The sequence below is a fragment of the Thauera phenolivorans genome (assembly GCF_001696715.1).
Classification (GTDB): domain Bacteria; phylum Pseudomonadota; class Gammaproteobacteria; order Burkholderiales; family Rhodocyclaceae; genus Thauera; species Thauera phenolivorans.
Genome location: NZ_MBFM01000006.1, coordinates 76,347 through 100,473 on the forward strand (window position 1 = coordinate 76,347; position 24,127 = coordinate 100,473).

Annotated in this window: 24 protein-coding genes; 16 read left to right on the forward strand and 8 right to left on the reverse strand. The window is 69.4% G+C overall.

Features of this window, described 5'->3' with window-relative positions; translation table 11 throughout:
- Window positions 1-2 precede the first annotated feature (2 nt).
- From BB334_RS16305 to BB334_RS16315, 3 genes are all read left to right on the forward strand, one after another.
- Window positions 3-1,586 carry a BCCT family transporter gene (locus BB334_RS16305; protein WP_232756765.1) on the forward strand — a complete coding sequence of 528 codons (1,584 nt, stop codon included), beginning with the start codon at window positions 3-5 and terminating at the stop codon, window positions 1,584-1,586.
- A gap of 85 nt (window positions 1,587-1,671) precedes the next feature.
- Entirely contained in the window at window positions 1,672-3,549 is a 1,878-nt protein-coding gene (locus BB334_RS16310; RefSeq protein WP_068809560.1) for a DUF294 nucleotidyltransferase-like domain-containing protein, read from the forward strand.
- A 10-nt stretch (window positions 3,550-3,559) separates the two neighbouring features.
- The gene (locus tag BB334_RS16315; protein WP_068809561.1) at window positions 3,560-4,327 is read left to right on the forward strand and encodes a 3'-5' exonuclease; all 768 of its coding nucleotides are present in this window, start codon (window positions 3,560-3,562) and stop codon (window positions 4,325-4,327) included.
- Between the two features lie 100 nt (window positions 4,328-4,427).
- Here BB334_RS16315 and BB334_RS16320 read toward each other — a convergent pair whose 3' ends face one another.
- The gene (locus BB334_RS16320) at window positions 4,428-6,053 is read right to left on the reverse strand and encodes an ABC-F family ATPase (protein WP_068809562.1); all 1,626 of its coding nucleotides are present in this window, start codon (window positions 6,051-6,053) and stop codon (window positions 4,428-4,430) included.
- A gap of 366 nt (window positions 6,054-6,419) precedes the next feature.
- Window positions 6,420-7,829 (reverse strand): prephenate-dependent tRNA uridine(34) hydroxylase TrhP, encoded by a 1,410-nt coding sequence (trhP, locus tag BB334_RS16325; protein WP_068809563.1) that lies wholly within the window; start codon window positions 7,827-7,829, stop codon window positions 6,420-6,422.
- Window positions 7,830-7,919: 90 nt separating this feature from the next.
- Between trhP and BB334_RS16330 the strand changes: the two genes are divergently transcribed.
- Both BB334_RS16330 and BB334_RS16335 read left to right on the forward strand, forming a co-directional pair.
- Window positions 7,920-8,702 carry a DUF924 family protein gene (locus tag BB334_RS16330; RefSeq protein ID WP_232756766.1) on the forward strand — a complete coding sequence of 261 codons (783 nt, stop codon included), beginning with the start codon at window positions 7,920-7,922 and terminating at the stop codon, window positions 8,700-8,702.
- A gap of 178 nt (window positions 8,703-8,880) precedes the next feature.
- On the forward strand, window positions 8,881-9,255 hold the full coding sequence (locus BB334_RS16335; RefSeq protein WP_068809564.1) for a cytoplasmic protein: 375 nt from the start codon (window positions 8,881-8,883) through the stop codon (window positions 9,253-9,255).
- Here BB334_RS16335 and BB334_RS16340 read toward each other — a convergent pair.
- From BB334_RS16340 to lysM, 3 genes are all read right to left on the reverse strand, one after another.
- On the reverse strand, window positions 9,226-10,551 hold the full coding sequence (locus BB334_RS16340) for a TIGR03862 family flavoprotein (RefSeq protein WP_068809565.1): 1,326 nt from the start codon (window positions 10,549-10,551) through the stop codon (window positions 9,226-9,228). The two genes, BB334_RS16335 and BB334_RS16340, sit on opposite strands and share 30 nt — an antisense overlap.
- Before the next feature lie 13 nt (window positions 10,552-10,564).
- Window positions 10,565-10,993 (reverse strand): acyl-CoA thioesterase, encoded by a 429-nt coding sequence (locus BB334_RS16345; RefSeq protein ID WP_068809566.1) that lies wholly within the window; start codon window positions 10,991-10,993, stop codon window positions 10,565-10,567.
- Between the two features lie 178 nt (window positions 10,994-11,171).
- Window positions 11,172-11,654 carry a peptidoglycan-binding protein LysM gene (gene lysM, locus BB334_RS16350; RefSeq protein WP_068809567.1) on the reverse strand — a complete coding sequence of 161 codons (483 nt, stop codon included), beginning with the start codon at window positions 11,652-11,654 and terminating at the stop codon, window positions 11,172-11,174.
- A 231-nt stretch (window positions 11,655-11,885) separates the two neighbouring features.
- Here lysM and BB334_RS16355 point away from each other — a divergent pair, with 231 nt between their 5' ends.
- From BB334_RS16355 to BB334_RS16365, 3 genes are all read left to right on the forward strand, one after another.
- Window positions 11,886-12,386, forward strand: coding sequence for an OmpA family protein (locus BB334_RS16355; protein ID WP_068809568.1), 501 nt, complete (start codon window positions 11,886-11,888; stop codon window positions 12,384-12,386).
- Between the two features lie 205 nt (window positions 12,387-12,591).
- Window positions 12,592-13,935, forward strand: coding sequence for an NADP-specific glutamate dehydrogenase (gene gdhA / locus BB334_RS16360; protein WP_068809569.1), 1,344 nt, complete (start codon window positions 12,592-12,594; stop codon window positions 13,933-13,935).
- A 134-nt stretch (window positions 13,936-14,069) separates the two neighbouring features.
- Window positions 14,070-14,714, forward strand: coding sequence for an MBL fold metallo-hydrolase (locus BB334_RS16365; protein WP_068809570.1), 645 nt, complete (start codon window positions 14,070-14,072; stop codon window positions 14,712-14,714).
- Window positions 14,715-14,772: 58 nt separating this feature from the next.
- Here BB334_RS16365 and mscL read toward each other — a convergent pair whose 3' ends face one another.
- Window positions 14,773-15,192, reverse strand: a complete 420-nt coding sequence (gene mscL, locus BB334_RS16370; protein ID WP_068809571.1) for a large conductance mechanosensitive channel protein MscL — start codon at window positions 15,190-15,192, stop codon at window positions 14,773-14,775.
- 195 nt (window positions 15,193-15,387) lie between these two features.
- On the opposite strand from mscL, the gene BB334_RS16375 reads away from it, so the two are divergent.
- The 5 genes from BB334_RS16375 (at window position 15,388) to BB334_RS16395 (ending at window position 19,746) form a co-directional block, all read left to right on the forward strand.
- Complete coding sequence (locus tag BB334_RS16375; RefSeq protein ID WP_068809572.1) at window positions 15,388-16,260, forward strand: branched-chain amino acid ABC transporter permease; 873 nt, start codon at window positions 15,388-15,390, stop codon at window positions 16,258-16,260.
- The gene (locus BB334_RS16380) at window positions 16,257-17,198 is read left to right on the forward strand and encodes a branched-chain amino acid ABC transporter permease (RefSeq protein WP_068809573.1); all 942 of its coding nucleotides are present in this window, start codon (window positions 16,257-16,259) and stop codon (window positions 17,196-17,198) included. The genes BB334_RS16375 and BB334_RS16380 overlap by 4 nt, the downstream gene beginning before the upstream one ends.
- Window positions 17,199-17,320: 122 nt before the next feature.
- Window positions 17,321-18,478 carry an ABC transporter substrate-binding protein gene (locus BB334_RS16385; protein WP_068809574.1) on the forward strand — a complete coding sequence of 386 codons (1,158 nt, stop codon included), beginning with the start codon at window positions 17,321-17,323 and terminating at the stop codon, window positions 18,476-18,478.
- A 58-nt stretch (window positions 18,479-18,536) separates the two neighbouring features.
- Window positions 18,537-19,163, forward strand: coding sequence for a flavin prenyltransferase UbiX (locus tag BB334_RS16390; RefSeq protein ID WP_068809575.1), 627 nt, complete (start codon window positions 18,537-18,539; stop codon window positions 19,161-19,163).
- Window positions 19,156-19,746 carry an LON peptidase substrate-binding domain-containing protein gene (locus tag BB334_RS16395; RefSeq protein ID WP_068809576.1) on the forward strand — a complete coding sequence of 197 codons (591 nt, stop codon included), beginning with the start codon at window positions 19,156-19,158 and terminating at the stop codon, window positions 19,744-19,746. Before BB334_RS16390 ends, BB334_RS16395 begins: the two co-directional genes overlap by 8 nt.
- Here the strand turns inward: BB334_RS16395 and mutY are convergent.
- Complete coding sequence (gene mutY, locus BB334_RS16400; RefSeq protein ID WP_068809577.1) at window positions 19,706-20,788, reverse strand: A/G-specific adenine glycosylase; 1,083 nt, start codon at window positions 20,786-20,788, stop codon at window positions 19,706-19,708. The two genes, BB334_RS16395 and mutY, sit on opposite strands and share 41 nt — an antisense overlap.
- Window positions 20,789-20,929: 141 nt before the next feature.
- Between mutY and BB334_RS16405 the strand changes: the two genes are divergently transcribed.
- Complete coding sequence (locus tag BB334_RS16405; RefSeq protein ID WP_068809578.1) at window positions 20,930-21,427, forward strand: flavin reductase family protein; 498 nt, start codon at window positions 20,930-20,932, stop codon at window positions 21,425-21,427.
- Window positions 21,428-21,439: 12 nt separating this feature from the next.
- Here the strand turns inward: BB334_RS16405 and BB334_RS16410 are convergent, their stop codons facing one another.
- Complete coding sequence (locus BB334_RS16410) at window positions 21,440-22,510, reverse strand: hypothetical protein (protein ID WP_083200472.1); 1,071 nt, start codon at window positions 22,508-22,510, stop codon at window positions 21,440-21,442.
- Window positions 22,511-22,753: 243 nt separating this feature from the next.
- On the opposite strand from BB334_RS16410, the gene BB334_RS16415 reads away from it, so the two are divergent.
- Together BB334_RS16415 and BB334_RS17780 are read left to right on the forward strand one after the other, a co-directional pair.
- On the forward strand, window positions 22,754-23,848 hold the full coding sequence (locus BB334_RS16415) for an alkene reductase (RefSeq protein ID WP_068809579.1): 1,095 nt from the start codon (window positions 22,754-22,756) through the stop codon (window positions 23,846-23,848).
- Window positions 23,849-23,986: 138 nt separating this feature from the next.
- Window positions 23,987-24,127 (forward strand): HU family DNA-binding protein (locus BB334_RS17780; protein ID WP_198531281.1); only part of this gene is annotated, 141 nt, incomplete at its 3' end.

Below are 24,127 nucleotides of genomic sequence, written 5' to 3' on the forward strand. Positions count from 1 at the left end.
CCATCGACACCGACTACAAGGTCGGCCAGGACAACATTCTCGTGAACGTGGGGCCCTTCGGTCTCGACATCCACAACCGCGTATTCGCCGTCTCCGGCCTGCTGGTGGTCGCCTTCGTGGTGCTGACCCTGGCCTTCCAGAACCAGGTCGAACCGCTCTTCAGCGGGCTGCGCGGCTGGCTGACCTCGAACCTCGACTGGTTCTTCATCATCGCCGGCAACATCTTCGTGCTGGTCTGCCTCGGCCTGGCCGTCTCGCCGCTCGGCAAGGTGCGCCTCGGCGGTACCGAGGCCACGCCGGACTACTCCTACCTCGGCTGGTTCTCGATGCTGTTCGCCGCCGGCATGGGTATCGGGCTGATGTTCTTCGGCGTCTCCGAACCGCTGGCGCACTTCGGCAGCGCCTTCGGCGGCACCGCACTCGAGAACGGAGTGCGTACCGACTGGGCGCCGCTCGGCGCCGCGGCGGGCGACGCGGAAGGCGCCACCCGCCTCGCCATGGCGGCGACGATCTACCACTGGGCGCTGCATCCCTGGGCGATCTACGCCATCCTCGCCCTCGGCCTCGCCCTGTTCTCCTTCAACAAGGGCCTGCCGCTGACCGTGCGCTCGGTGTTCTACCCGCTGCTCGGCGAGCGCGTGTGGGGCTGGCCCGGCCACGTGATCGACATCCTCGCGGTGCTCGCCACCCTGTTCGGTCTCGCGACCTCGCTCGGCTATGGCGCGGCGCAGGCGAGCTCCGGCCTGAACTTCCTGTTCGACGTGCCGCTCGGCAACACCACCCAGGTCGTGCTGGTCATCGGCATCACCGCGATCGCGCTGTTCTCGGTGGTGGCGGGCCTCGACGCCGGCGTCAAGCGTCTGTCGGAGATCAACATGACGCTCGCGTTACTGCTGATGGTGTTCGTGATCGCCGTGGGGCCGACGCTCGATATCGCCACCGGGTTCTTCTCCAACCTCGGCGCCTATATCCAGCACCTGCCGGCCCTGTCCAACCCGGTCGGACGCGAGGACATCAACTATTCGCAAGGCTGGACCGCCTTCTACTGGGCCTGGTGGATCTCCTGGTCGCCCTTCGTCGGCATGTTCATCGCCCGCGTGTCGCGCGGGCGCACGGTACGCGAGTTCATCGTCTCGGTGCTGCTGGTGCCGTCGCTCGCCTGCGTGCTGTGGATGACGGTGTTCGGCGAGACCGCGATCCTGCAGGTGGCGCGCGACGGCTACCAGGCGGCCGCCGAGGCCGAACTGCCGCTGCAGCTGTTCTCGATGCTCGAGGCGCTGCCGCTCGCCTCGATCACCTCCTTCATCGCGATCGTGCTGGTGGTGGTGTTCTTCGTCACCTCATCCGACTCGGGTTCGCTGGTGATCGACGTCATCGCCGCCGGCGGCAAGGTGGATGCACCGGTGCCGCAGCGCGTGTTCTGGGCGGTGTTCGAGGGCCTGGTGGCGATCGCGCTGATCCTCGGCGGCGGCCTGGTGGCGCTGCAGGCGATGGCGGTATCGACCGGACTGCCCTTCACCATCGTGCTGCTGGTGGCGACCGTGGCGGTGATCAAGGGCCTGTCCACCGAGCCGCGTACGTCCTGATCTCCGCACAGGCGCCGCGGAGGCCGGCTGCTCACCGTTTAGTGGATGAAGCGGCCACCGTTTCACCGTCATCGGAATCGAAGCCATGCAGGTTGAACAGCTCGAGATCCTCGATTTCCTCCGTGCCCACCCGCCCTTCGAGGAGCTCCCGGAGGACGTCCTGCAACGGGTGGCGGCGGCGATCGACGTGCGCTATTACAAGGCGGGCGAATCGATCGTCGAGTTCGGCCAGGTGGCCGCGTTCTGGCATGTGGTGCGCAGCGGCGCGGTGGAGGTCTTCCGCCGCAACGGCACGCTCTACAACCGCCTCACCGCGGGCGGCTACTTCGGCGAGTTCGGCCTGCTGCGCAACGGGCGGGTGCGTTTCCCGGTCACCGCGCTGGAGGACTCGCTGCTCTACCTGGTTCCGCGCGAGCTCTTCGCCGAGTTGTTCGACGACCACGAGCGCTTCGCCGACCTCGTCGAAGTCGAGGACCGCACCCGGCTGCGCCAGGTGGTGTCGCGCCGCGAGGAGTCCAACGAACTGCTGTCGGCCACAGTCGACACCCTGGTCGGACGCTCGGCGGTCAGCCTGCCGAGCACCGCCAGCGCGCGCGAGGTCGCGCAGCGCATGAGCGAGGAGGGGGTGTCCTCGCTGCTGATCCTCGACGACAACCCCGAGGTGCCGGAGCTGCCCCTGCTCGCCGGCATCGTCACCGACCGCGACCTTCGCACCCGCCTGGTCGCGCCGGGCCTGTCCTACGACACGCCCGCGGCCGAGATCATGTCGCGCGGGGTGGTGTCGGTGAACCACAACCAGATCGTGTTCGAGGCCATGCTGGCGATGTTGCGCGGCAACGTGCATCACCTGCCGGTGCTGAAGAACCAGCGCCCGCTGGGCGTGATCGCGCTCTCCGACATCATCCGCTACGAGTCGCGCAACAGCCTGTTCGTGGTCGCCAGCATCTACCGCCAGCAGTCGGTGGACGAGCTCGCCGCGCTGGTGCCCGAGGTGCGCGCCTGCTTCGTCCGCATGGTCGTCGAGGACGCGAGCGCGCACATCGTCGGCAGCGCGATGGCGGCGATTGGACGCAGCTTCAAGCAGCGCCTGCTGGAGCTGGCCGAGGCCGAGCTCGGCCCGCCGCCGGTGCCCTACTGTTTCCTGGCGATGGGCTCGATGGCGCGCCAGGAGCAGTTGATCGTCACCGACCAGGACAACGCGCTGATCCTCGACAATCGCTTCGATCCCGCACGCCACGACGCCTACTTCAAGGCGCTTGCAGGCTTCGTCAGCGACGGGCTGGCGCGCTGCGGCTACAGTTACTGCACCGGCGGGGTGATGGCGACCAACGACAAGTGGCGTCAGCCGCTACGGGTGTGGGAGCGGTATTTCACCGACTGGATCGAGCGCCCGACGCCCGAGTCGCTGCTCCACGCCGGCATCTTCTTCGATCTCGACGGCGTGTGGGGGCGGGTGGAATGGGCGGCGCGCCTGCGCGAGCTGATCGCGCGCAAGGCCAGGGGCAATTCGCGCTTTCTCGCCTGCATGGCGCGCAACGCGTTGCTGCGCACGCCGCCGCTCGGCTTCTTCAAGGATTTCGTGGTCGAGTCCGACGGTCGCCACACGCGTGCGATCAACATCAAGCGGCGCGGCACGGCGCCGCTTGCCGATCTGGTGCGGGTGCACGCGCTGGCGATCGGTTCCCAGGCGCTGAACTCCTTCGATCGCCTGAAGGACATCATCGATGCCGCGATCCTGCCGCTCGGGCGCGGGCAGGACCTGTACGATGCGCTCGAATTCATCTCGATGGTGCGCGCCCGCCACCAGGCCGAAGACCTCGACGCAGGGGTCGAGCCCGACAACGGCATCGACCCCGAGAAACTGTCCGAATTCGAACGCAAGAGCCTGCGCGACGCCTTCCTCATCCTCGGCAACGCGCAGAAGTTCCTCAAGTACCGCTACCAGCCCGGTCGGGCCAACTGAGGGGCGGGCGATGCTGCATCTCGGGGAGTTGCGCAAGGCGCCGTCCGGCGGGCCGCAACGGTGGCTGGCGGGCGCCAAGGCACGGGACTGGCCGGCACGCTTCGCAGCGCTGGCTGCGGCGGCGCGCGATCCGCGCTTGAAGGCCTTCTACGCGGCCGGCGCGGTGGCGGGCGAGGTGCCGATCCGCGAGGTGCCGATGCTCGCGATCGATGTCGAGACCACCGGCCTCGACCCCGCCCGCGACGAGATCGTCAGCATCGGGCTGGTGCCGATGAGCACCTCCTGCATTCGTTCGAGCGCTTCGCGCTACTGGGTGGTGCGCCCGCGCGTCGAGCTCAACCCGGAGTCGGTGACGATCCACGCCATCACCCATGCGCGGATCGCGTCCGCCCCCGACCTGGGCGACATCCTCGACGAACTGCTGCCGGCGCTCGCCGGGCAGGTGATCGTCGTGCATTGCCGCGAGATCGAGCGCACGTTCATCGATCTCGCGCTGAAGGCGCGCATCGGCGAGGGCATCGAATTTCCGGTCATCGACACCATGGAACTGGAGGCGCGCCTGCACCGTCGGCCACCGCCGGGCTTGCTGGCACGCCTGTTCCGCCGCCGGCCGGCGCCGGTGTCGATCCGGCTCGCCGACAGCCGCGAACGCTACCGCCTGCCGCGCTACCGCGCCCACCATGCACTGACCGACGCGCTCGCCACCGCCGAGCTGCTGCAGGCGCAGCTCTCGCACCGCTTCACCCCCGACACGCCCTTGCGCGAGCTGTGGCGCTAGCCACCGCCGGCGGCGAACGCCGCGATTGCGGCCACGACGCGGCTTCGGCCTCTGCTACCGTTCGCGTTCAGGGCGCGGTGCGGGAAGCCGGGGCGTCCTGTCAGTCGAGACCCTGGCTCGCGAGATATTCCTCGTAACTGCCGCGGTAATCGATGATCCGGTGATCCAGCTTGATCTCGATGATGCGGGTCGCCAGCGAGCTGACGAACTCGCGGTCATGCGAGACGAATACCAGCGTGCCGTTGAATTTCTCGAGCCCGGAGTTGAGCGACTCGATCGACTCCATGTCGAGGTGGTTGGTCGGCTCGTCCATCAGCAGCACGTTGGGACGCGACAGCATCAGCTTGCCGAACAGCATGCGGCCCTGCTCGCCGCCGGAGATCACCTTCACCGACTTCTTCACCTCGTCGCCCGAGAACAGCAGGCGGCCTAGCGTGCCGCGCAGCAGGGTCTCGTTGTCCTCGCCGGTGGCGGCCGCGGTGATGCGGGAATAGGGCGCGATCCAGTCGGTGAGGCTGAGGTCCTCGGCGAAATCGGCCGAGTGGTCCTGCGCGTAATAGCCCGGCTTGGCCTTTTCCGCCCACTTGATGCTGCCCTTCTGGGGCTGCAGCTCACCCACCAGCAGCTTCAGCAGCGTGGACTTGCCGACGCCGTTCTCGCCGATGATCGCGACCTTCTCGCCCGCCTCGATCGCGATCGAGAACTTGTGGATCAAGGGCTTTTCCATGCCCGGATAGGCGAAGGAGACGTTGTCCACCTCGCACGCGAGGCGGTGCAGCTTGTCCTTCTCGTCGTAGTCGAAGCGGATCCACGGGTACTGGCGGCTGGAGGGCTTGACGTCCTCGGGCTTGAGCTTGTCGATCAGCTTCATGCGGCTGGTGGCCTGCTTGGCCTTGGACTTGTTGGCCGAGAAGCGGCGCACGAAGGCCTGCAACTCCTGGATCTTGTCCTTGGCGCGGGCGTTGGCGGCGGACTGGCGCTCGCGCGCCATCGTCGACGCTTCCATGTAGTCGTCGTAGTTGCCCGGGTAGATCGTGATCGTGCCGTAGTCCAGGTCGGCCATGTGGGTGCACACCTGGTTCAGGAAGTGGCGGTCGTGCGAGATGATGACCATCGTGCAGTCCCGGTTGTTGAGCACGTCCTCGAGCCAGCGGATGGTGTTGATGTCGAGGTTGTTGGTCGGCTCGTCGAGCAGCAGGATCTCGGGGTTCGCGAACAGCGCCTGGCACAGCAGCACGCGCAGCTTCCAGCCGGGGGCGACCTCGCTCATCGGGCCGTTGTGCAGGGCCGAGTCGATGCCCACGCCAAGCAGCAGCTCGCCGGCGCGCGCCTCGGCGGTGTAGCCGTCGTACTCGGCGAACTTGGCCTCGAGTTCGGCGGCGTGCATGTAGTCGTCTTCGGTGGACTCGGGGTTGGCGTAGATTGCGTCCTTTTCCTGCATGCAGGCCCACATTTCGTCGTGGCCCATCATCACCACGTCGAGCACGCGCTTGTCCTCGAAGCCGAACTGGTCCTGGCGCAGGTAGGCCATGCGTTCGTGCGGATCCTTCGAGACGTTGCCGGCGCTGGGTTCGAGGATGCCGCACAGGATCTTCATGAAGGTCGACTTGCCTGCGCCGTTGGCGCCGATCAGGCCGTAGCGGTTGCCTTCGCCGAACTTGACGGAGACGTTCTCGAACAGGGGCTTGGCCCCGAACTGCATGGTGATGTTGGCTGCGACGAGCACGGAAGATCCTGTTTCTGCTAGAAAATCAAGCCTCGGATTATAGCGCAGAAGGGGGTAGGTTCTTGCCCTCGTTGTGCTCGGGGTGCTAATCCGCGCCGGGCGGGACATTCCTTCCGGCGGCTGCGGAACTCGCCGTCGCTGCGCTCGGCTCAGACAGTCCTCGCCGCCTCCAGGAACATCCCGCCCCGCGCTTAGCGGCGTCGGTTTTCACAGTCCGGGAGAACCACAGGCGCTGCGGCGTGCGGGGTATTCGTGGAAGGGGCGAGGACTGTCTGAGCCCGAAGGGCGAGTTCCGCAGCCCCTGGAACGAATACCCCGTGCGCCGCAACGGGGGCACGACTCAACGCAGCAACCCTGATCAAGGAATCAAACGAAGCGCGCGATGTAGCAAGGCTCATCCGGCGACGCCCCCTCCGGCAGCGGCAGCCACACCCGCCGCCCGCTCCCTGGCACCAACGCGACCGCCTCGCCTTCCGCATTTTCGATCCGCTGCGCCACCGCCTCGCAATTGCCCGTTGGCAGTACGAATTCGAGCGGGTCGCCCTGCGCGAAGCGGTTCTTCACCTCCACCTCGGCGAGTCCGCGCGCCGCATCGAAACCCACCACCTCGCCCACCAGCAGGCTGCGGCCCGATTCGGAGTGGCCGCGCAGGTAGTTCTGCTGCTCCGGCGTGGAGTGGCGCTGATAGAAGCCGTCGGTGTAGCCGCGGCTGGCGAGGCCCTCGAGCTCGCCGAGCAGGCGGGTATCGAAGGGCCGGCCGGCGACTGAGTCGTCGATCGCGCGGCGGTAGCCCTGGGCGGCGCGGGCGACGTAGTAGGGGCTCTTGGTGCGACCTTCGATCTTCAGCGAGTCGACACCGATGTCGACCAGGCGCTGCACGTGCTCGATCGCGCGCAGGTCCTTCGAGTTGAGGATGTAGGTGCCGTGCTCGTCCTCCTCGATCGGCATCAGCTCGCCCGGGCGGGTGCCTTCCTCCAGCAGCCACACCTTGCTGCCGCCGAGGTGGCGCGGGCCGCCACCGAGGGCGAGTCCCTGCGCGGTGTCGAGCCGGGCGCGGGTGGCGGTACCGACTGCGCCGGCGTCCTTCGGATTGCCGATCGGCGCGACGTCGAGCGCCTGCACGTCGCCGGCGGCGGTATCGCTGGCTTCATGCAGCTTGTAGTCCCAGCGGCAGCTGTTGGTGCAGCTGCCCTGGTTGGGATCGCGGTGGTTGAAATACCCCGACAGCAGGCAGCGGCCGGAGTAGGCGATGCACAAGGCGCCGTGCACGAACACCTCCAGCTCCGTCTCCGGGCAGGCGTTGCGGATCTCGGCGACCTCGTCGAGCGAGAGCTCGCGCGACAGGATGATGCGCTTGATACCCACCGTCCGCCAGAAGCGCACCGAGGCGTAATTGGTGGTGTTCGCCTGCACCGAGAGGTGAATGTCCATCTCCGGCCAGCGCTCGCGCACCATCATGATCAGGCCGGGGTCGGCCATGATCAGGGCGTCGGGCTTCATGGCGACGATCGGCGCCATGTCCTCCTCGAAGGTGCGCAGCTTGGCATTGTGCGGGGTGATGTTGGCCACGAGGTAGAACTGACGGCCGGCGGCGTGCGCCTCGGCGATGCCGGCGGCGAGGGTTTCGAGCTGGCCGAAACTGTTGTTGCGCACGCGCAGCGAGTAGCGCGGCTGGCCGGCGTAGACCGCGTCCGCACCGTAGGCGAAGGCGGTGCGCATCATCTCGAGGGTGCCGGCGGGGGCGAGCAGTTCGGGGCGGCGTGGGGAGGCGGGCATCGTGTCGGGTGCGGACGGGAGAGGCGGGCATTCTAGCGGAGCGTCCGAATCGTTTCTCGCATCCTGGATCTGCAGTGGCTAACATCGGGAATGGCGATTCGCCCGGAATTCACGGGCGATCGACTTTCTTCGTCCTGGCGGGTGGAACCGTCCAAGGGCCAGCGGCCCCGGCTTCATCCTCAGGCACAGGATGATGGAGACGAGCATGCACGCGGTACGGAAAGCATGGCGGGCGATGCCGTCTGCGACGACGGTCTCACGATCGATCTCTCGCGGATGAAGCGGGTACGGTGGGCCCGGATGCCCGCCGCGCGACCGCCGGCGATGGGAGGTGCCGTGTATAGGAAGGTGCTCGCGTTCTGGTTCGAAGAAACCGAACCCCGGCAATGGTGGGCGGTCGATCCCGCCTTCGATGGGCGGCTGAGCGAGCGCTTCCTGCCCCTGCTCGAGCAGGCTGCCCGGGGCGAGTTGTTCGCCTGGCGTGCGAGGCCGGAGGGGCGCCTCGCCGAGATCCTCATCCTCGATCAGTTCTCCCGCAACATCCACCGCAATACGCCCCGGGCGTTCATGCAGGATCCGATGGCCCTGGCGCTTTCGCAGGAAGCGGTCGCGTCCGGCGCGCTCGACCACCTGGCGCCGATGGAGCGGGCCTTCCTGCTCATGCCCCACATGCTCAGCGAGTCCGCCGTGGTGCATGTGGAGGCAGAGCGTCTGTTCCGCGAATGGGCGCCGGCGGACAGCTATGTGATCGAGCTCCGGCACCAGGCGATCATCGACCGCTTCGGGCGATATCCGCATCGGAACGCGACCCTGGGGCGGGTTTCCACGCCCGAGGAGGAGGCCTTCCTCCAGCAGCCGGGGTCCCGCTTCTAGCCCGGCGTCCGCATGCGTCGCGCCCGCCGCGTTTGAGGAATGCTCGAGGACGGCGGCGTCGTCGACGCCTATATATACAGGATCAGCGACCCGCGCGCGGGATGAGTCTGTCCGCCGGGCTCGCGGGATCGTGCCGCGGGCGCTGCTTCTTCGCATCCATCGATACGCAGGAGGCCTTATGCATCGCGCCGCTGCCCTCGTCGTCTTCCTGTCCCTGGGCGCGGTCGCGCTCGCACAGGATCCGGTCGCCACCGATCCCGACAAGTATCGGGTCATCCTCGAGAACGACTGCGTGCGGGTTCTCGACTACCGCGACCGTCCGGGCGAAAGCACGCGCCAGCACGAGCACCCTGCCTTCGTTCTCTACGCGCTGTCCGCCTTCAGGCGCAGTCTCGCGCTGCCCGACGGCAGGGTTCTGGCACGCGAGTTCGCCGCGGGCGAGGTCATGTGGTCCGACGCGCAGACACATGTCGGAACCAATACCGGCGAGACGCCGACCCACGTGCTGATCGTCGAGCTGAAGTCAGGCGTTGTCGCCTGTGCCCGGGACTGAACCTCGGCGCCAGCCTTCCAGCCAGCGCGCCACGCCCTTTCCCGCGGCAAGGCCGGTGGCGAAGCAGGCGGTCAGCAGATAGCCGCCGGTCGGCGCCTCCCAGTCGAGCATCTCTCCGGCGACGAACACGCCGGGCCGCGCGCGCAGCATCAGCCCGTCGTCGATCGACTCGAAGCGCACCCCGCCGGCACTGCTGATCGCCTCGTCGAGCGGCCGGGGGGCGACCAGCTTCAGCGGCAGCGCCTTGATCCCCGCGGCGAGCCGCGCCGGGTCTTCGAAGTCGGCACGCGGCAGGCATTCGCGCAGCAGGCCGGCCTTGAGGCCCTTGATGCCCGCCTGGCCCTGCAGGTGGCTCGCCATCGAGCGGCTGCCGCGCGGGCGGGCGAGCTCGCAGGCCAGCCGCGCCTCGCTGCGTCCGGGCGCGAGATCGAGGGACAGGATGGCGCTGCCGTGTGCGGCGATCGTGTCGCGCAGCGGCGCCGACAGCGCATAGATCAGGCCGCCCTCGATGCCTGTGGCGGAGATCAGGCATTCGCCCGCGCGTTCGTGGCGGCGGCCGTCGGCGTCTTCGAAGTGGGCGACCACCGACTTCATCGGCTGGCCGCGGAAGCGCGCGAGGAAGTGCGCGCTCCAGCCCGCGCCGGCTTCGCCGCCGGCCGCCACGTCGAAGCCGCAGTTGGCCGGCTGCAGCGCGACGACCTCGGCGCCCGCCGCGCGCAGCAGGGGCACCCAGGCGCCGTCGGAGCCGAGCTTCGCCCAGCTTCCGCCGCCGAGCGCGAGCAGCACTGCCTCGGCCTCGACGATGCGCTCGCCGTCGGGGGTGGCGAAGCGCAGACGTTGAAGCGCCCCGGCGGCCTCGTCTGCCCAGCCGAGCCAGCGATGGCGCACCGCGAAGCGCACGCCGGCTGCACGCAGGCGTGCCAGCCAGGCGCGCAGCAGCGGCGCCGCCTTCATCTCGGTCGGGAACACGCGCCCCGAACTGCCGACGAAGGTGTCCACACCTAGTTCGTGCGCCCACTCGCGCAGGGCCGCGGGGCCGAAGACCGCGATCATCGGCGCCAGCCATGCGCGGCGCTCGCCGTAGCGCTCCAGGAAGGGCGCGAGCGGCTCACCGTGGGTCAGGTTGAGTCCGCCGCGGCCGGCGAGCAGGAACTTGCGCCCGACCGAGGGCATGGCGTCGAACACGGTGACCGCGCAGCCCGCGGCGGCGAGGGTTTCGGCGGCGATCAGCCCGGACGGTCCACCGCCCACGACCGCGACGCGCGGCGTGGTGCCAGCGGGCGAGGCATGCGGCATGGTGGGCACCGCTTCAGGCGGGGAACAGGCTGCGGAAGGCGTCCGGCGTCGGGGCGATACGGCGCGCGCCATAGTCGAAGAATACGACGCCGGTCTTGCCGCGCGCGACCTCGCGCCCGCTCGCCTTGTCGCGCATGCGCCAGAGGAGGTCGCAGCCGTACTTGTTGAAAGCGTCGGCGGTCATCTCCACCACCATGGTCTCGCCCGGATGGCCTTCGGACAGATATTGCAGCGCGGCGTCGCTGACGATCACCCCGCGTCCGGCGACGTCGAGCTCGGAGGGGAAGCCGAGCGACTGGAACCAGCGCATGCGTGCCTCCGACACCACGGTCAGCAGCAGGGCATTGTCGAGATGGCCGGCCGCGTTCATGTGGAGCTGGTAGAGCGGGATCTCGGTGGAAAAAGGCAGGGCGTCAGGCAGTTCGATCTGAATGCGGGCCATGGGGATCGCGGCGAAAGCGGCCGGAGGTGGTGGGAAAAGGGAAGCGGGGCGGCAGGAAACAGGGCCGCAGGAAACAGGGCGACGAAAACCCTTGTCGGGCGCAGTATATGCGCCGACCCTGGTTTCGGTCGCCCTGGATGGCGGTGCGCGCCGGACCGGCTGGTCCCGCGCGCCGGGTTCAGGCTTCGGCCGGAATGCGAAGCACCTGGCCCGGATAGATCTTGTCCGGGTGGCTCAGCATCGGCTTGTTGGCCTCGAAGATCGCCATGTACTTGCCGGCGTCGCCGTAATAGGTCTTGGCGATCGCCGACAGCGTGTCGCCGCGCGCCACGGTGTGGAAGCGCGCCTCGGCGGCGGTCGCGGTCACCGTCATCTTGTCATCGACCTGGGTCACGCCGGCGACGTTGCCGGCGGCGAGCAGGATCTTCTCCTTGGTGGCCTGGTCCGGCGCAGTGCCGGAGACGGTCACGGTCGAGCTGCCGCCGTCGAAGTCGACCCCGAGGTCGGACGGGGCGATCTGCAGCTTCTCGATGTAGTTGCGGATGGCATCTGCAGCCTTCGCGTTTGCAGCGCCGGCATCGGCGGGCGCCGCCGCCGCTTGCGCTTCGCCACCCCCGAACAGTTTCTCGCCGGCTTCCTTGATGAAGTTGAACAAGCCCATGTTGCCTCCTGATGGTGAGTTGAAACGCGTCGTCGGAGCTGCTTCACTCCGGTCGGTCAGCATAGATCAGTCTACTGCCGTGGTCCATTTGCATAAATGTGACAGTCCGTGTGCAGCGGGATCCCCCGGTACGGCCGCAATGGTGCGAAGCACATGCGGCGCGGGCGGCTTTCGGCTAGACTCCGCGGCGAGCCCGTGGATGCGGGACAACCCGAATGTCTGGAGCAAGAGATGTCCGATCAGGAAAACAAAGAACTTCGCGTGGTGACCATCCTGTTGCTGGCGATCCTCATCCCGCTGATCGCCTTCATCGTCGGCCTCGGTGTATTCAAGGCGCGCGGCGCCGGCGACGCCGTGGATGCGGCGGTCGCCGCGGTGGCGGCCGACGGCGAGTCCTATGCGGAGGTGGCCGAGGTCGGCGAGCCCCTGGTGAAATTCCATTTCGCCGTCGGCCAGACCGCGCTCGGCGCGGACGATGCGGACGAGATCGCCGCCGTGCTCGCCGCCCTCGAAGCCGCGCCGGGCAAGCGCGCGCTGCTGTCGGGATTCCACGACGAAACCGGCACCGCCGCGGTCAATGCCGAAGTGGCTCGCAACCGTGCGCTCACCGTGCGCGATGCGCTGCTCGCAGCCGGCGTTCCCGCCGAGCGCGTGCTGATGCGCCGTCCGGCGGTGACCCTGGGCGGCGGCGACGCCGCCGAGGCGCGCCGTGTCGAGGTGCGCGTCCAGTAAGCAAGCCTGCGCCTGCAGCCGGCCAGCGGCCGCTGCGGGCGCCATTCGCAACCGGGTCGAGCGTCGGCGCCGTTTTTTCGCGGCGCAGCAAAAAACATCCCGGCCTGAACCAAATGGGGCACAATAACGCCCGTTTTCGCCGCGTGCGCCGGATTCCCGATTCGCTCGCGGCGTTTCCGTGTCCGCTCAAAAAAGGCCTACAGCAATGAAATACGAGTCGCTCGAGCAGTTTCTCGCCTACGTCGAACAGCGCAACCCTGGCCAGCCGGAGTTCCTTCAGGCTGTGACCGAGGTCATGGAAAGCCTGTGGCCTTTCATTTCTGGCAATCCGCGCTACGCCCAGCATGCGGTCCTGGATCGCCTGGTGGAGCCCGAGCGCGTGATCATGTTCCGCGTCTCGTGGGTGGACGACAAGGGCGAGGTTCAGGTCAACCGCGGCTACCGCATCCAGCACAACTCGGCGATCGGCCCCTTCAAGGGCGGCCTGCGCTTCCACCCCTCGGTGAATCTCTCGATCCTGAAGTTCCTCGCCTTCGAGCAGACCTTCAAGAACGCGCTCACCACGCTGCCGATGGGCGGCGGCAAGGGCGGCTCCGACTTCGATCCGAAGGGCCGCAGCCCCGGCGAAGTGATGCGCTTCTGTCAGGCCTTCATGAGCGAGCTGTACCGCCACGTCGGTCCCGACACCGACGTGCCGGCCGGTGATATCGGCGTCGGCGGCCGCGAGGTCGGCTACATGGCCGGCATGATGAAGAAGCTGTCGAACAACGCCGCCTGCGTGTTCACCGGCAAGGGCCTGTCCTTCGGTGGCTCCTTGATCCGCCCCGAATCCACCGGCTACGGCACGGTGTACTTCGCCAAGGCGATGCTCGAGCATGCCGGCCGCGACATCGCCGGCATGCGCGTCGCGGTGTCGGGTTCCGGCAACGTCGCCCAGTACGCGATCGAGAAGCTGATGGAACTCGGCGCCAAGGTCGTGACCTGCTCCGACTCGAGCGGCACCGTGATCGACGAGGAGGGCTTCACGCCCGAAAAGCTCGCCGTCCTGATGGAGGTGAAAAACCACCTCTATGGCCGTGTCTCCGATTACGCCGAGCGCGTCGGCGCCCGCTTCGTCGCCGGCGTGCGTCCGTGGGACGTGCCGGTGGAGGTCGCGCTGCCGTGCGCGACCCAGAACGAGCTCGACGCCAGCGACGCCGCCACCCTGGTCAAGAATGGCGTGGTCGCGGTCGCCGAAGGCGCCAACATGCCGAGCACCGCGGAGGCGGTGAAGCTGTTCGAACACAACGGCGTGCTCTACGCACCGGGCAAGGCGAGCAACGCCGGCGGCGTGGCCACGTCCGGCCTCGAGATGAGCCAGAACGCGATGCGGATGTCGTGGACGCGCGAGGAGGTCGATGCCCGCCTGCACGAGATCATGCTCGGCATCCACGCGGCGTGCCTGAAGTACGGCGAGCGCGAGGACGGCACCGTCAGCTACGCCGATGGCGCCAACATCGCCGGCTTCGTCAAGGTCGCCGAGGCGATGCTCGCCCAGGGCGTGATCTGAGTCTGCGCCGCGGCACGGCAGCGACCGTCCCGCGGCAGCCCACTTCCGGCCGGGCCCGGCTGCGGCTTGCCGCGCCCGGGCCCGGCACCGTTTTCGCTCCGGCGCAACCCAGGCGTCCCGAGGAGGTTCCGTCCATGATCAAGGCCAGCATCGTTCCGGTCACCCCATTCGAGCAGAACTGCAGCATCCTGTGGTGCGAGCGCAGCAAGCGCGCCGCGGTGGTCGACCCGGGCGGCGACCTCGACCGCATTCTCGCCGCGGTGCGGCAACTCGGCGTCACCGTGGAGAAGATCCTGATCACCCACGGTCACATCGACCACGCCGGCGGCACGGCGCGCCTGGCGCGCGAGCTCGGCGTGCCGGTGGAGGGGCCGCACGAGGACGACCGCTTCTGGATCGAGGGCATGCCGCAGCAGAGCCAGCGCTTCGGCTTCCCCGACGTGGAGTCCTTCGAGCCCGACCGCTGGCTGCACGACGGCGACACGGTGAGCGTCGGCGAGGAGACCCTCGACGTCATCCACGCACCCGGGCACACGCCGGGCCACGTCGTCTTCGTGCATCCGCAGGCAAGGCTGGCGATCGTCGGCGACGTGTTGTTCGCAGGCTCGATCGGCCGCACCGACTTTCCGCGCGGCGACTACCAGACGCTGATCGCCTCGATCCGCAACAAGCTGTTCCCGCTCGGCGACGACATCGTCTTCATCCCGGGCCATGGCCCGACCTCGACCTTTGGCGAGGAGCGCGCGCACAACCCCTTCGTCGGCGGCCCCCACGGCTGAAAAAAACCGCCCGGCCGCACTTTGCGGCGGGGCGGCATCCAGCCGCGGGCAGGCGCGTTCAGCGCTGCTTGAGGGTGTCGCGGATCTCGCGCAGCAGTTTCACGTCTTCCGGCTCGACCGGCGCTTCCGGCTCGGCCGGCTTCGCCCGCTGGAGCTTGTTGATCGCCTTGATGGCGATGAAGATCGCGAACGCGATGATCACGAAGTTGATGATGTTGTTGATGAAGACGCCATACTTGATGAGGGGTGCGCCGGCCTTCTCGGCGGCTTCCAGGGTTTCGTAGGCGGTCGAGCTCAGGTTGATGAAGAGGTTGCTGAAGTCCACCCCGCCGACCAGCATGCCGACCCCCGGCATGATCACGTCCTTGACGAGCGAATCGACGATCTTGCCGAAGGCTGCGCCGATGACCACGCCGACGGCGAGATCGATGACGTTGCCGCGCATCGCGAATTCCTTGAATTCCTGGATGAAGCTCATGTTTTTTCTCCGGGCCGATTATTGAAACTGCTTATGCAGTGATGGGTCGCGCGCTGCTTGGTGCACCGCGCTACGGTCGACGCCATTCTTGCCTCAAGCGCCCGGATTGCCAAGCCCCGTGACGTTTTTCACGCCGCCGCCGATCCCGCTCCACAGGCGACAGGCGGGCGGGATCGGCTATCCTTCGCCCCCATCATGCTCGCCCTCCTCCAGGTCCTCGCCAGCGGTATCGCCATCGGCTGCGTCTACGGCCTGGTCGCGCTCTCCTTCGTGCTGATCTACAAGGCGACCGAGACCGTCAGCTTCATGCAGGGCGAGCTGCTGATGCTTGGCGCCTTCGCCGCGCTCGGCCTGCATCTCGGCGCAGGGCTGCCGCTCGCGCTCGCTGCCGCCGGCGCGGTGGCGTCGATGGCCCTGCTCGGCGCCGGGCTGGAGCGCGCGGTGCTGCGCCGCGCGATCGGCCAGCCGCACCTGGTGGCGGTGCTGCTCACCTTCGGCCTCGGTCTCATGGTGCGCGGCGGCATCGCCGCCGTGCCGGTTGCGACCCAGGGCATGTACCGCCTGCCCTTCGCCGATGGCAGCGTGCAGCTCGGCCCGCTGACGCTCGCCTCGGGCCACCTGCTGGTGATCGGCGCCACCGTGATCCTCGCCGGCCTGCTCGCGCTGTTCTTCCGTTTCACCCGTGCCGGCCTCGCCCTGCGTGCCTGCTCGGAAGACGCCCGCGTGGCGGCGCTGATGGGCGTGCCGGTCGATCGCATGCACACCCTCGCCTGGTCGCTCGGCGCGGCGCTGGCCGCGGTCGCCGGTCTGTTGCTGGCGCCGATCACCTTCGTCCACCTGAACATGGGCCTGGTGGCGCTGAAGGCCTTTCCCGCAGCGGTGCTCGGCGGGCTCACCAGCCTGCCCGGGGCGCTCGCCGGCGGAGTCTTTCTCGGCGTGGTCGAGGCGGTCGCCGGCCTGCTCCTGCCCGAGGGGGTGAAGGACGCCGTGCCCTATGCGCTGCTGCTGGTCGTGCTGCTCCTGTTTCCGGGCGGCTTCGCCGGCGGCGGCGCGCGGAGCGGGCGGTGAGCGCGCCCGGCGCGCTGCGGCGGGTCGCGCCCTGGCTGCTGCTGCTCCTCGCCGCCGGCGTGTGGCTGGGGCCGGACTACGCGCTCGGTCAGGCGACGATGGTCGCGACCTATGCGATCGCCGGCCTCGGCGTGGTGATCGTGGTCGGCCAGGCGGGCCAGGTCACGTTCGGACAGGGCGCGCTGGTGGCGCTCGGGGCCTATGCGGAAGCGGTGCTCGCCGGCCGCGGCGTGCCGGTGATCCTCTCGCTGCCGGCGGCGGTCGCACTCGGCGCGGCCGGCGGCGCGCTCGCCAGCCTGCCCGCGTGGCGGCTCGGCGGCCTCTATTTCGGCATGAGCACGCTTGCCTTCGCCCTGCTGGTCGAGGAGGCCCTGGTGCGCTGGGAAGGGCTCACCCGCGGTGCGGCGGGCCTCGCGACGCCGGCGCTCGCGCTCGCCGGCGTCGCCCTCGACGCGCCCCTCGCCCAGGCGCTCGCCAGTCTCGCCACCTTGTTGTGCGCCTTGTTCTTCTGCCGCCGCCTGCTCGCCTCGCGCCTCGGTCGCGCCTGGCGCGCGGTGCGCGAGGACGAGGCTGCCGCCGAGGCCTGCGGCATCGACGCGGCGCGGGCGAAGACGCTCGCGTTCGCGGTGGGTGGCGCGCTGTCGGGACTGGCGGGCGCACTCTACGCGCATTGGATCGGCTTCATCAGCCCGGAGCAGTTCGGCCTCATGTTCTCCTTCGAGCTGCTGATGCTCGCCTTCATCGGCGGCGCCCGGCGGCTCGCCGGGGCGGCCTGGGGCGCGCTGGTGATCGTCGCCATTCCGCAGGGCATCGCGGTGCTGCGCGACCTGCTGCCCGGCGACTGGGCGCGCGCCGCCGGCCTGGAGGCGATGCTGTTCGGCGCGGTGATCGTCGCCGTCGTGCTGCTGCGGCCGGGCGGCATCGCCGGGCGACGCTGACGCGGCGCCGCAGGCACGGTAGGAGCGCAGCCCGCTGCGCGATTGCGGCGCTGCCGCGCCTGCCGTGCATGAAGGAGCCGCTCGGGGTATAAAGCCTGACTTCGCAGCTTGGGCTCCCTTCGATGAGACTGCTTTCCACCCTGCTCGCCGCGGTGCTCGCCACGGTCCCCCTCTCCGCCGCCGCGACGCCGGGCGTCAGCGAACGGGAGATCGTCGTCGGCACGATCTCCGACCTCTCCGGCCCCACCGCGCTGCTCGGCGTGCCGGTGCGCGACGGCATGCTGATGCGCTTCGAGGAAGCGAACGCCGCCGGCGGCGTCCATGGCCGCAGCGTGCGGCTGGCGGTGGAGGACGCCGGCTACGACCCCAAGCGCGGCATCCTCGCCGCGCGCAAGCTGATCCAGCGCGACCGGGCGTTCGCCTTCATCGCCAACCTCGGTACGCCGGTGGTGATGGCGACGATGCCGATGGTGCTCGACGCCGGTCGCCTGCATCTGTTTCCCTTTTCGCCCCACGAGGCGACCTACTCTCCCCTGCATCCGCTCAAGTTCCAGGTCTTCGCGCCCTACCAGGAATACATGGAAGCCGGCACCCGGCACATGGTCGGGCGCGGCGGCTACGCGCGCAGCTGCCTGCTCTACCAGGACGACGACTACGGGCTGGAGGTGATGAAGGGCGTCGAGTCCGGGCTGGCGCAGCTGGGCAAGGCGCTGGTGACGAAGACCAGCTACAAGCGCGGCGCCACCGACCTCTCGAGCCAGGTGGCCCGTTTGCGCGCGGCCGACTGCGACCTCGTGGTGCTCGCCACCGTGGTGCGCGAGACGGTGGCCGCGGTGAGCGAGGCGAGGCGCATCGGCTGGGAGGTCGACATGCTGGTGACCGCCTCCGGCTACTCGGCGCAGACGCACGAGCTCGGCGGCGCGGCGGTCGAAGGCCTGTACGGCATCAGCGTGCTGCCCCACCCCTATGCCGAGGGGGCGTCGCCGGCGCTCGCCGGCTGGATCGAGCGTTACCGCAGCCGCTTCGGCGCCGCGCCCAACGTCTGGAGCGTGATGGGCTACACCCTGGCCGACCTGTTCGTGCGCGCCGCCGAGGCGGCCGGCCCGACGCTCACCGCGGAGCGCTTCGCGGCCGCGCTCGAGGCGCTGCGCTCCCCGCCCGACTTCTTCGGCAGCCCGCAGTACCGCTTCGACCCCACCGATCACCTCGGCAACCGGCACGGCCGCCTGGCGCAGATCCGCAACGGGCGCTGGGAGCTGCTGACCGACTACCTCGAGTGAAGGCGGCGCGCGCCACGATCGCTTATCCTTGTCCGGGCACGAGCGAGGAAGAGTCTGCATGAGCGAAGCGAAAACCGTCTGCGTGGCCTTCACCGGCGCCTCCGGCATGCCCTACGGCCTGCGCCTGGTCGAGTGCCTGCTCGACGCGGGCTGCAGGGTGTGGCTGCTCTACTCGCAGGTGGCGCAGATCGTCGCCCGCCAGGAGATGGACTGGCAGCTGCCGGCGCGCGCCGCCGAGGTCGAAGCGGACCTGTCGGCGCGCTTCGCCGCCGCCCCCGGTCAGCTGCGGGTGTTCGGCCGCGAGGAATGGTTCGCGCCGCCCGCCTCGGGTTCCAATCCGCCCGGGGCGATGGTGGTGTGCCCGTGCACCATGGCCACCCTCGCCGCGATCGCCGCCGGCCTCAGCCAGAACCTGATTGAGCGCGCCGCCGACGTCGTGATCAAGGAAGGGCGCAAGCTGGTGCTGGTGCCGCGCGAGACGCCGTATTCGGCGATTCATCTCGAGAACATGCTCAAGCTCGCCCGCCTCGGCGTGTGCATCCTGCCGCCGAACCCGGGCTTCTATCATCACCCGAAGAGCGTGCAGGACCTGGTCGACTTCGTGGTCGCCCGGGTGCTCGACCAGCTCGGCGTGCCGCACCGGCTGATGGCGCGCTGGGGCGAGGAGGAACCGGACCATGGCTGAGCTTGCCCGCCTGCCGCTGTTTCCGCTGAAGGCGGTGCTGTTTCCCGAGGGGCTGCTCGCGCTGCGGGTGTTCGAGCCGCGCTACATGGACATGGTCAGTCGCTGCATGCGCGAGGACGCCGGCTTCGGTGTGTGCCTGATCGCCGCCGGCGAGGAGGTCGGCGAGGCGGCGGTGCCGCATCCGCTCGGCACCGAGGCGCGCATCGCGCAGTGGGACATGGCGTCGGCCGGGGTGCTCAACCTCGTCGTCCGCGGCGGGCGCCGTTTCCGCATCGAGGACCACGAGCTCGAGCGCGACGGCCTGCTCACCGCCAGCGTGCGCTGGCTCGACGAGCCGCCAGCGCAGCCGGTGCCCGCCACCCAGGCCCGGATCGTGGCCTTGCTGCGATCGATCGCGGACGAGATCGGCGAGCGCATGCCGGCGCCGCACCGTTTCGAGGACGCCGCCTGGGTCGGTGCGCGCTACGCCGAGCTGCTGCCGATTCCGCTCCTCGCACGGCAGAAGCTGCTCGAGCTCGACGACGTGCTGAGCCGGCTCGAGATCATCCAGCAATACCTGCACCAGCACGCGCTGCTGAAGTGAGCCCCTGCAGGATGCGCCGCACCGGCGTCGGCAGGGCGGCGGCGTCGAGGCCGGCGAGCGACTGCCACAGGCGGCCGTCTTCGCGCGCGGCGGCGGCGGTGCCGCCAGCCTGCAGTCGCAGCGGGCGGATCTCGAGCAGGAAGTGGGTGAAGGCGTGCTTCATTGGAGCGAGTTCCTCCACCGCCTCGCAGGCGATGCCGAGCGCGTCCTGCGCCCAGCGGCTCGCGCCGGCGGCGTCGGTCGCCGCCTCGGCGGGCATTTCCGGCAGCGTCAGCAGCCCGCCCCAGATGCCGGCGGGCGGGCGGCGCTCGAGCAGCACCGTGTCGCCGAGCACCACCACGGCCAGGCTCACGCTGCGCCGCGGCACGGTCTTCTTCGGGCGCGGGGTCGGCAGTTCGGCGGCGCGGCCGGTGCGCAGGGCGACGCAGTCGGCGGCGAGCGGGCAGCGCTCGCAGGCCGGCTTGCCGCGGGTGCACAGGGTGGCGCCGAGATCCATCTGCGCCTGGATGTAGATGCCCACCTCCACCTGCGGCAGCAGCGAATCGGCGAGCGCCCACAGCGCGTCCTCCACCGGCTTGCTGCCCGGGAAGCCGTCGACGCCGAAGGCGCGGCACAATACGCGCTTGACGTTGCCGTCGAGGATCGCCGCGCGCTCGCCGAACGCGAAGGCGGCGATCGCCGCCGCGGTGGAGCGGCCGACGCCCGGCAGGGTGGCGATCTGCGCCGCGCCGCGCGGAAAGCGGCCCCCGTGTTCCGCGACGATGACCTGCGCCGCGCGATGGAGGTTGCGCGCGCGGGCGTAGTAGCCGAGGCCGCTCCACAGCGCCATCACCTCCTCGACCGGGGCCGCGGCGAGCGCGGCCAGATCGGGAAAGCGGGCGAGGAAGCGCCGGTAGTAGGGGATCACGGTGTCGACCTGGGTCTGCTGCAGCATGATCTCCGACAGCCAGATGCGGTAGGGATCGACGCCGCCCTGCCAGGGCAGGTCGTGGCGGCCGTGCTCGCGATGCCAGGCGATCAGGCGGTGGGCGAAGTCACTCATTTGCTTGCTTCGTTCGTCCTTCACGGGGCGGGCGCGCGTGCGGCGCGCTCGACGCTCGCCCCACGCGCGGGGATAATCCCGCGTTTCTCAATTACAACGGTCGGGTCGGCAGCGTCGTCCGGGCCGAAAATCATACTTCCCATGTCCCAGCAGATCACGCCTCCCGCAGACTTCACCCGTCAGTTCCGCAACGCGCTCGGCATGTTCGCCACCGGCATCACCGTGGTCACCACGCGCACGCCGGAGGGCGAGCCGATCGGCCTCACGGTGAATTCCTTCAACTCGGTGTCGCTCGAGCCGCCGCTGATCGTATGGAGCCTGACCGCGGACCTGCCGAGCACGCCGGTGTTCGAGAACGCGGAATACTACGCGATCAACGTGCTCGCCGAGGACCAGGCGGCGCTGTCGCAGCGCTTCGCCAGCCGCGCCGAGGACCGCTTCGCCGGGCTCGAGTTCGACGAGGGCACCGGTGGCGTGCCGCTGCTGCGCGGCTGCTGCGCTCGCTTCGAGTGCCGCAACACCGTGCGCTATCCGGGCGGCGACCATGTCGTGTTCATCAGCGAGGTGGTGGCCTTCGACCGTGAGGAGCTGGCGCCGCTGATCTATCACGCCGGCGCCTACCGCCGGCTCGCGCCCTGAGCGGGCGCCGCCTCAGCGCCCGACCAGCTCGACGAGATAGGGAACGCCAGGGGCGAGTGCGAGCGTCAGCGCGTGCAGGCGCTGCAGCGCGGTCTCGCGTGCGCTCGCCGGCCAGACATGGGCCTCGCGCAGGAAGGGCCCATCGTCGGCGAAGTTCCAGTCTTCGGGCCGGATCACGTCACAGGCCGCGATCAGCCCGTCGCGCAGCGTGACGCTGTACAGCAGGATGCCGTGCGCGCTATCGACGCTGGCGCGACCCACGCCGGACGCGGGCGAGCCCGCCTGTGCGAGCGCGGGAAGCGCGTCGAACAGCGGATGGCGCATGCGGGTCGCGCCGTCGGCGACGTCGAGCATGCTCGCCATCAGGCGGGCGGAAATCAGGTGGCCCTTGACGTGCAGGATGCGGATCAGCGGCGAGTGCCGATGGCGCGCGAGCGCGCCCGTCTCGGCCGCGTGCGGCAGCGGGGCGCTGCCCGAGCGCGTCCATTCGGCGACCGCGGCCGGCTCGAGCATCGGCAGCGCGCCGCCGACCGGCGGGTGGGCTTTGCCGAGGGCGAGCAGGGCGGCGAGCACGCTGCCGAGTATGCCCCCCTCTTCGGCGCAGGCGATGAACTCGGCCAGCGTGTGGGGCGGACGGATGCGGCGGAAGAAGCCGGTGAGCAGCTCGCGTGCGACCAGGTCGAGGATCTCGCCGCCGAGGGCGTAGAGCGCTTCCTGCGTCTGTCCGGGCCGCAGCAGACGGTGATGGAACTCGGCATTGCGCTGGGGCCGTGCGTCCTCGCCGAAGACGGGCGGCCAGTCGAGAAGCAGCCGGCCGAGGTGCTCGGCGACGAGCTCGGCGGCGAGTTCACGCTCGGTGGCGAGGCGCTCGTCGTGCGCCGGGGGCGGCTCGCCCGCGGCCGCCGCGCAGGCCAGGCGCAGCGCCGTGGCGTGCGCATGCGGGCTGTCGCCGGCGATGTCAACGAGGCGCGCGGCGGCCTCCGCCGAGCTCAGCCCGCAAAGGCGGGGGCCGATGGCTTCAGGGCGCGCTTCGACGCGGGCGGCCACCACCTCGCTGCCGTCCCATTCGGCACGAAGGCGCAAGGGAGCGGCGCCTTCACCTGCGTCGATGCATTGCCGCGAGCCCCCCGGGGCGGCGGATGAGGACGTGGCGGTGGGCGTCATGGCGGGCGGCGTCTGCATGGGTTGTTCCATGCGCCATTCTAGCCGCCGCCGCGCCGGCTTTCAGGCGAGTCCAGCACCTCTGCGTTGGTCACGGGCGCTGGCGCGTCGTGCGCCGGGGATGGTGGCAGAATGGGCGTTCTTCGCATCAACGGAGTGAGCCTCATGCGTCTACTCGAACCCGTCCGCCTCGGCGAGCTCTCCCTCGCCAACCGCGTCGTCATGGCACCGCTGACCCGCTGCCGTGCCGACAACCCGGATTTCGCGCCCACCGAGATCATGCAGCGCTACTACGTGCAGCGCGCCGGCGCGGGATTGATCGTTTCCGAGGCGACGATCATCTCGCCCGAGGGGCGCGGCTATCCCTATACCCCGGGCATCTGGTCCGACGCTCAGGTCGAGGCCTGGCAGCGGGTGACCGATGCGGTGCACGCGGCCGGCGGCAGGATGGTGTGCCAGCTCTGGCATTGCGGTCGGCTTTCGCTGCCCGACCACCACGGCGGCGAGGCGCCGCTGGCGCCCTCGGCGGTGAATCCCGAGATCGAGATGTTCTCCGGGGGAGCCGGGCTCAAGAAGACGGTGACCCCGCGCGCGATGACGCGCGAGGAGATCGCCGCCACCGTCGCCGACTTCGGCCGTGCCGCGAAGAACGCACTCGCCGCCGGCTTCGACGGCGTCGAGGTCCATTCCTCCAACGGCTACCTGATCCACCAGTTCCTTTCCCCGCTCGCCAACCGCCGCGACGACGAGTACGGCGGCAGCATCGAGAACCGCGCGCGCTTCTTTTTCGAGGTCCTCGACGCCGTGGTGGCCGAGGTGCCGGCCGCGCGCGTCGGCTTCCGCCTGAACCCGATGATGAACCGTGCCCACGGTCTGCTGGTGGACGAGAACACGGTGGCCGACTTCGAGCATCTGGTGCGCGGCGCAAACCGCTACGGCCTGGCCTACCTGCACCTGACCGAGCCCTTCATGCCCAAGCAGCTCGAGGGCGCCCCCGGCGCGCTGGCGGAGGTCGCGCCGCACTTCCGCCCGATTGCGCAGATGCCGATGGTCGCCAACGGCGCCTTCGACGCCCGCAAGGCCGAAGCCTGGCTCGAGGCGGGCTGGTGCGATGCAGTCGCCTTCGGCAAGCCCTTCATCTCCAACCCCGACCTCGTCGAACGCTTCCGCCGCGGCGTGCCACTCGCCGCATGGGATGCGGATACCTTCTATCAGGGTGGCGAGCGAGGCTTTGTGGACTATCCTGTTCTCGGGGCGTGAATGCTGCGTCGCGGTATGGCAGGAGCGCACGAAAGTCCCGAAATTGCTGGTCTTCCGGCCCGCCGGCCGCTTGCGGGGGTGCTAGAATCCCGCCGGTCTAGCCGTCTTTCATCCAAACACACCAAATCGAGGAAAAGCATGAACAAAGGTGAATTCGTCGAAGCCCTGGCCGACCGCCTGGATTTGTCCCGCGCGCAGGCCGACCGCGCCCTGTCCGCTGTGCTCGATATCATCTCCGAGCAGCTCGCCGAGGGCGGCAAGGTGTCCTTCACCGGGTTC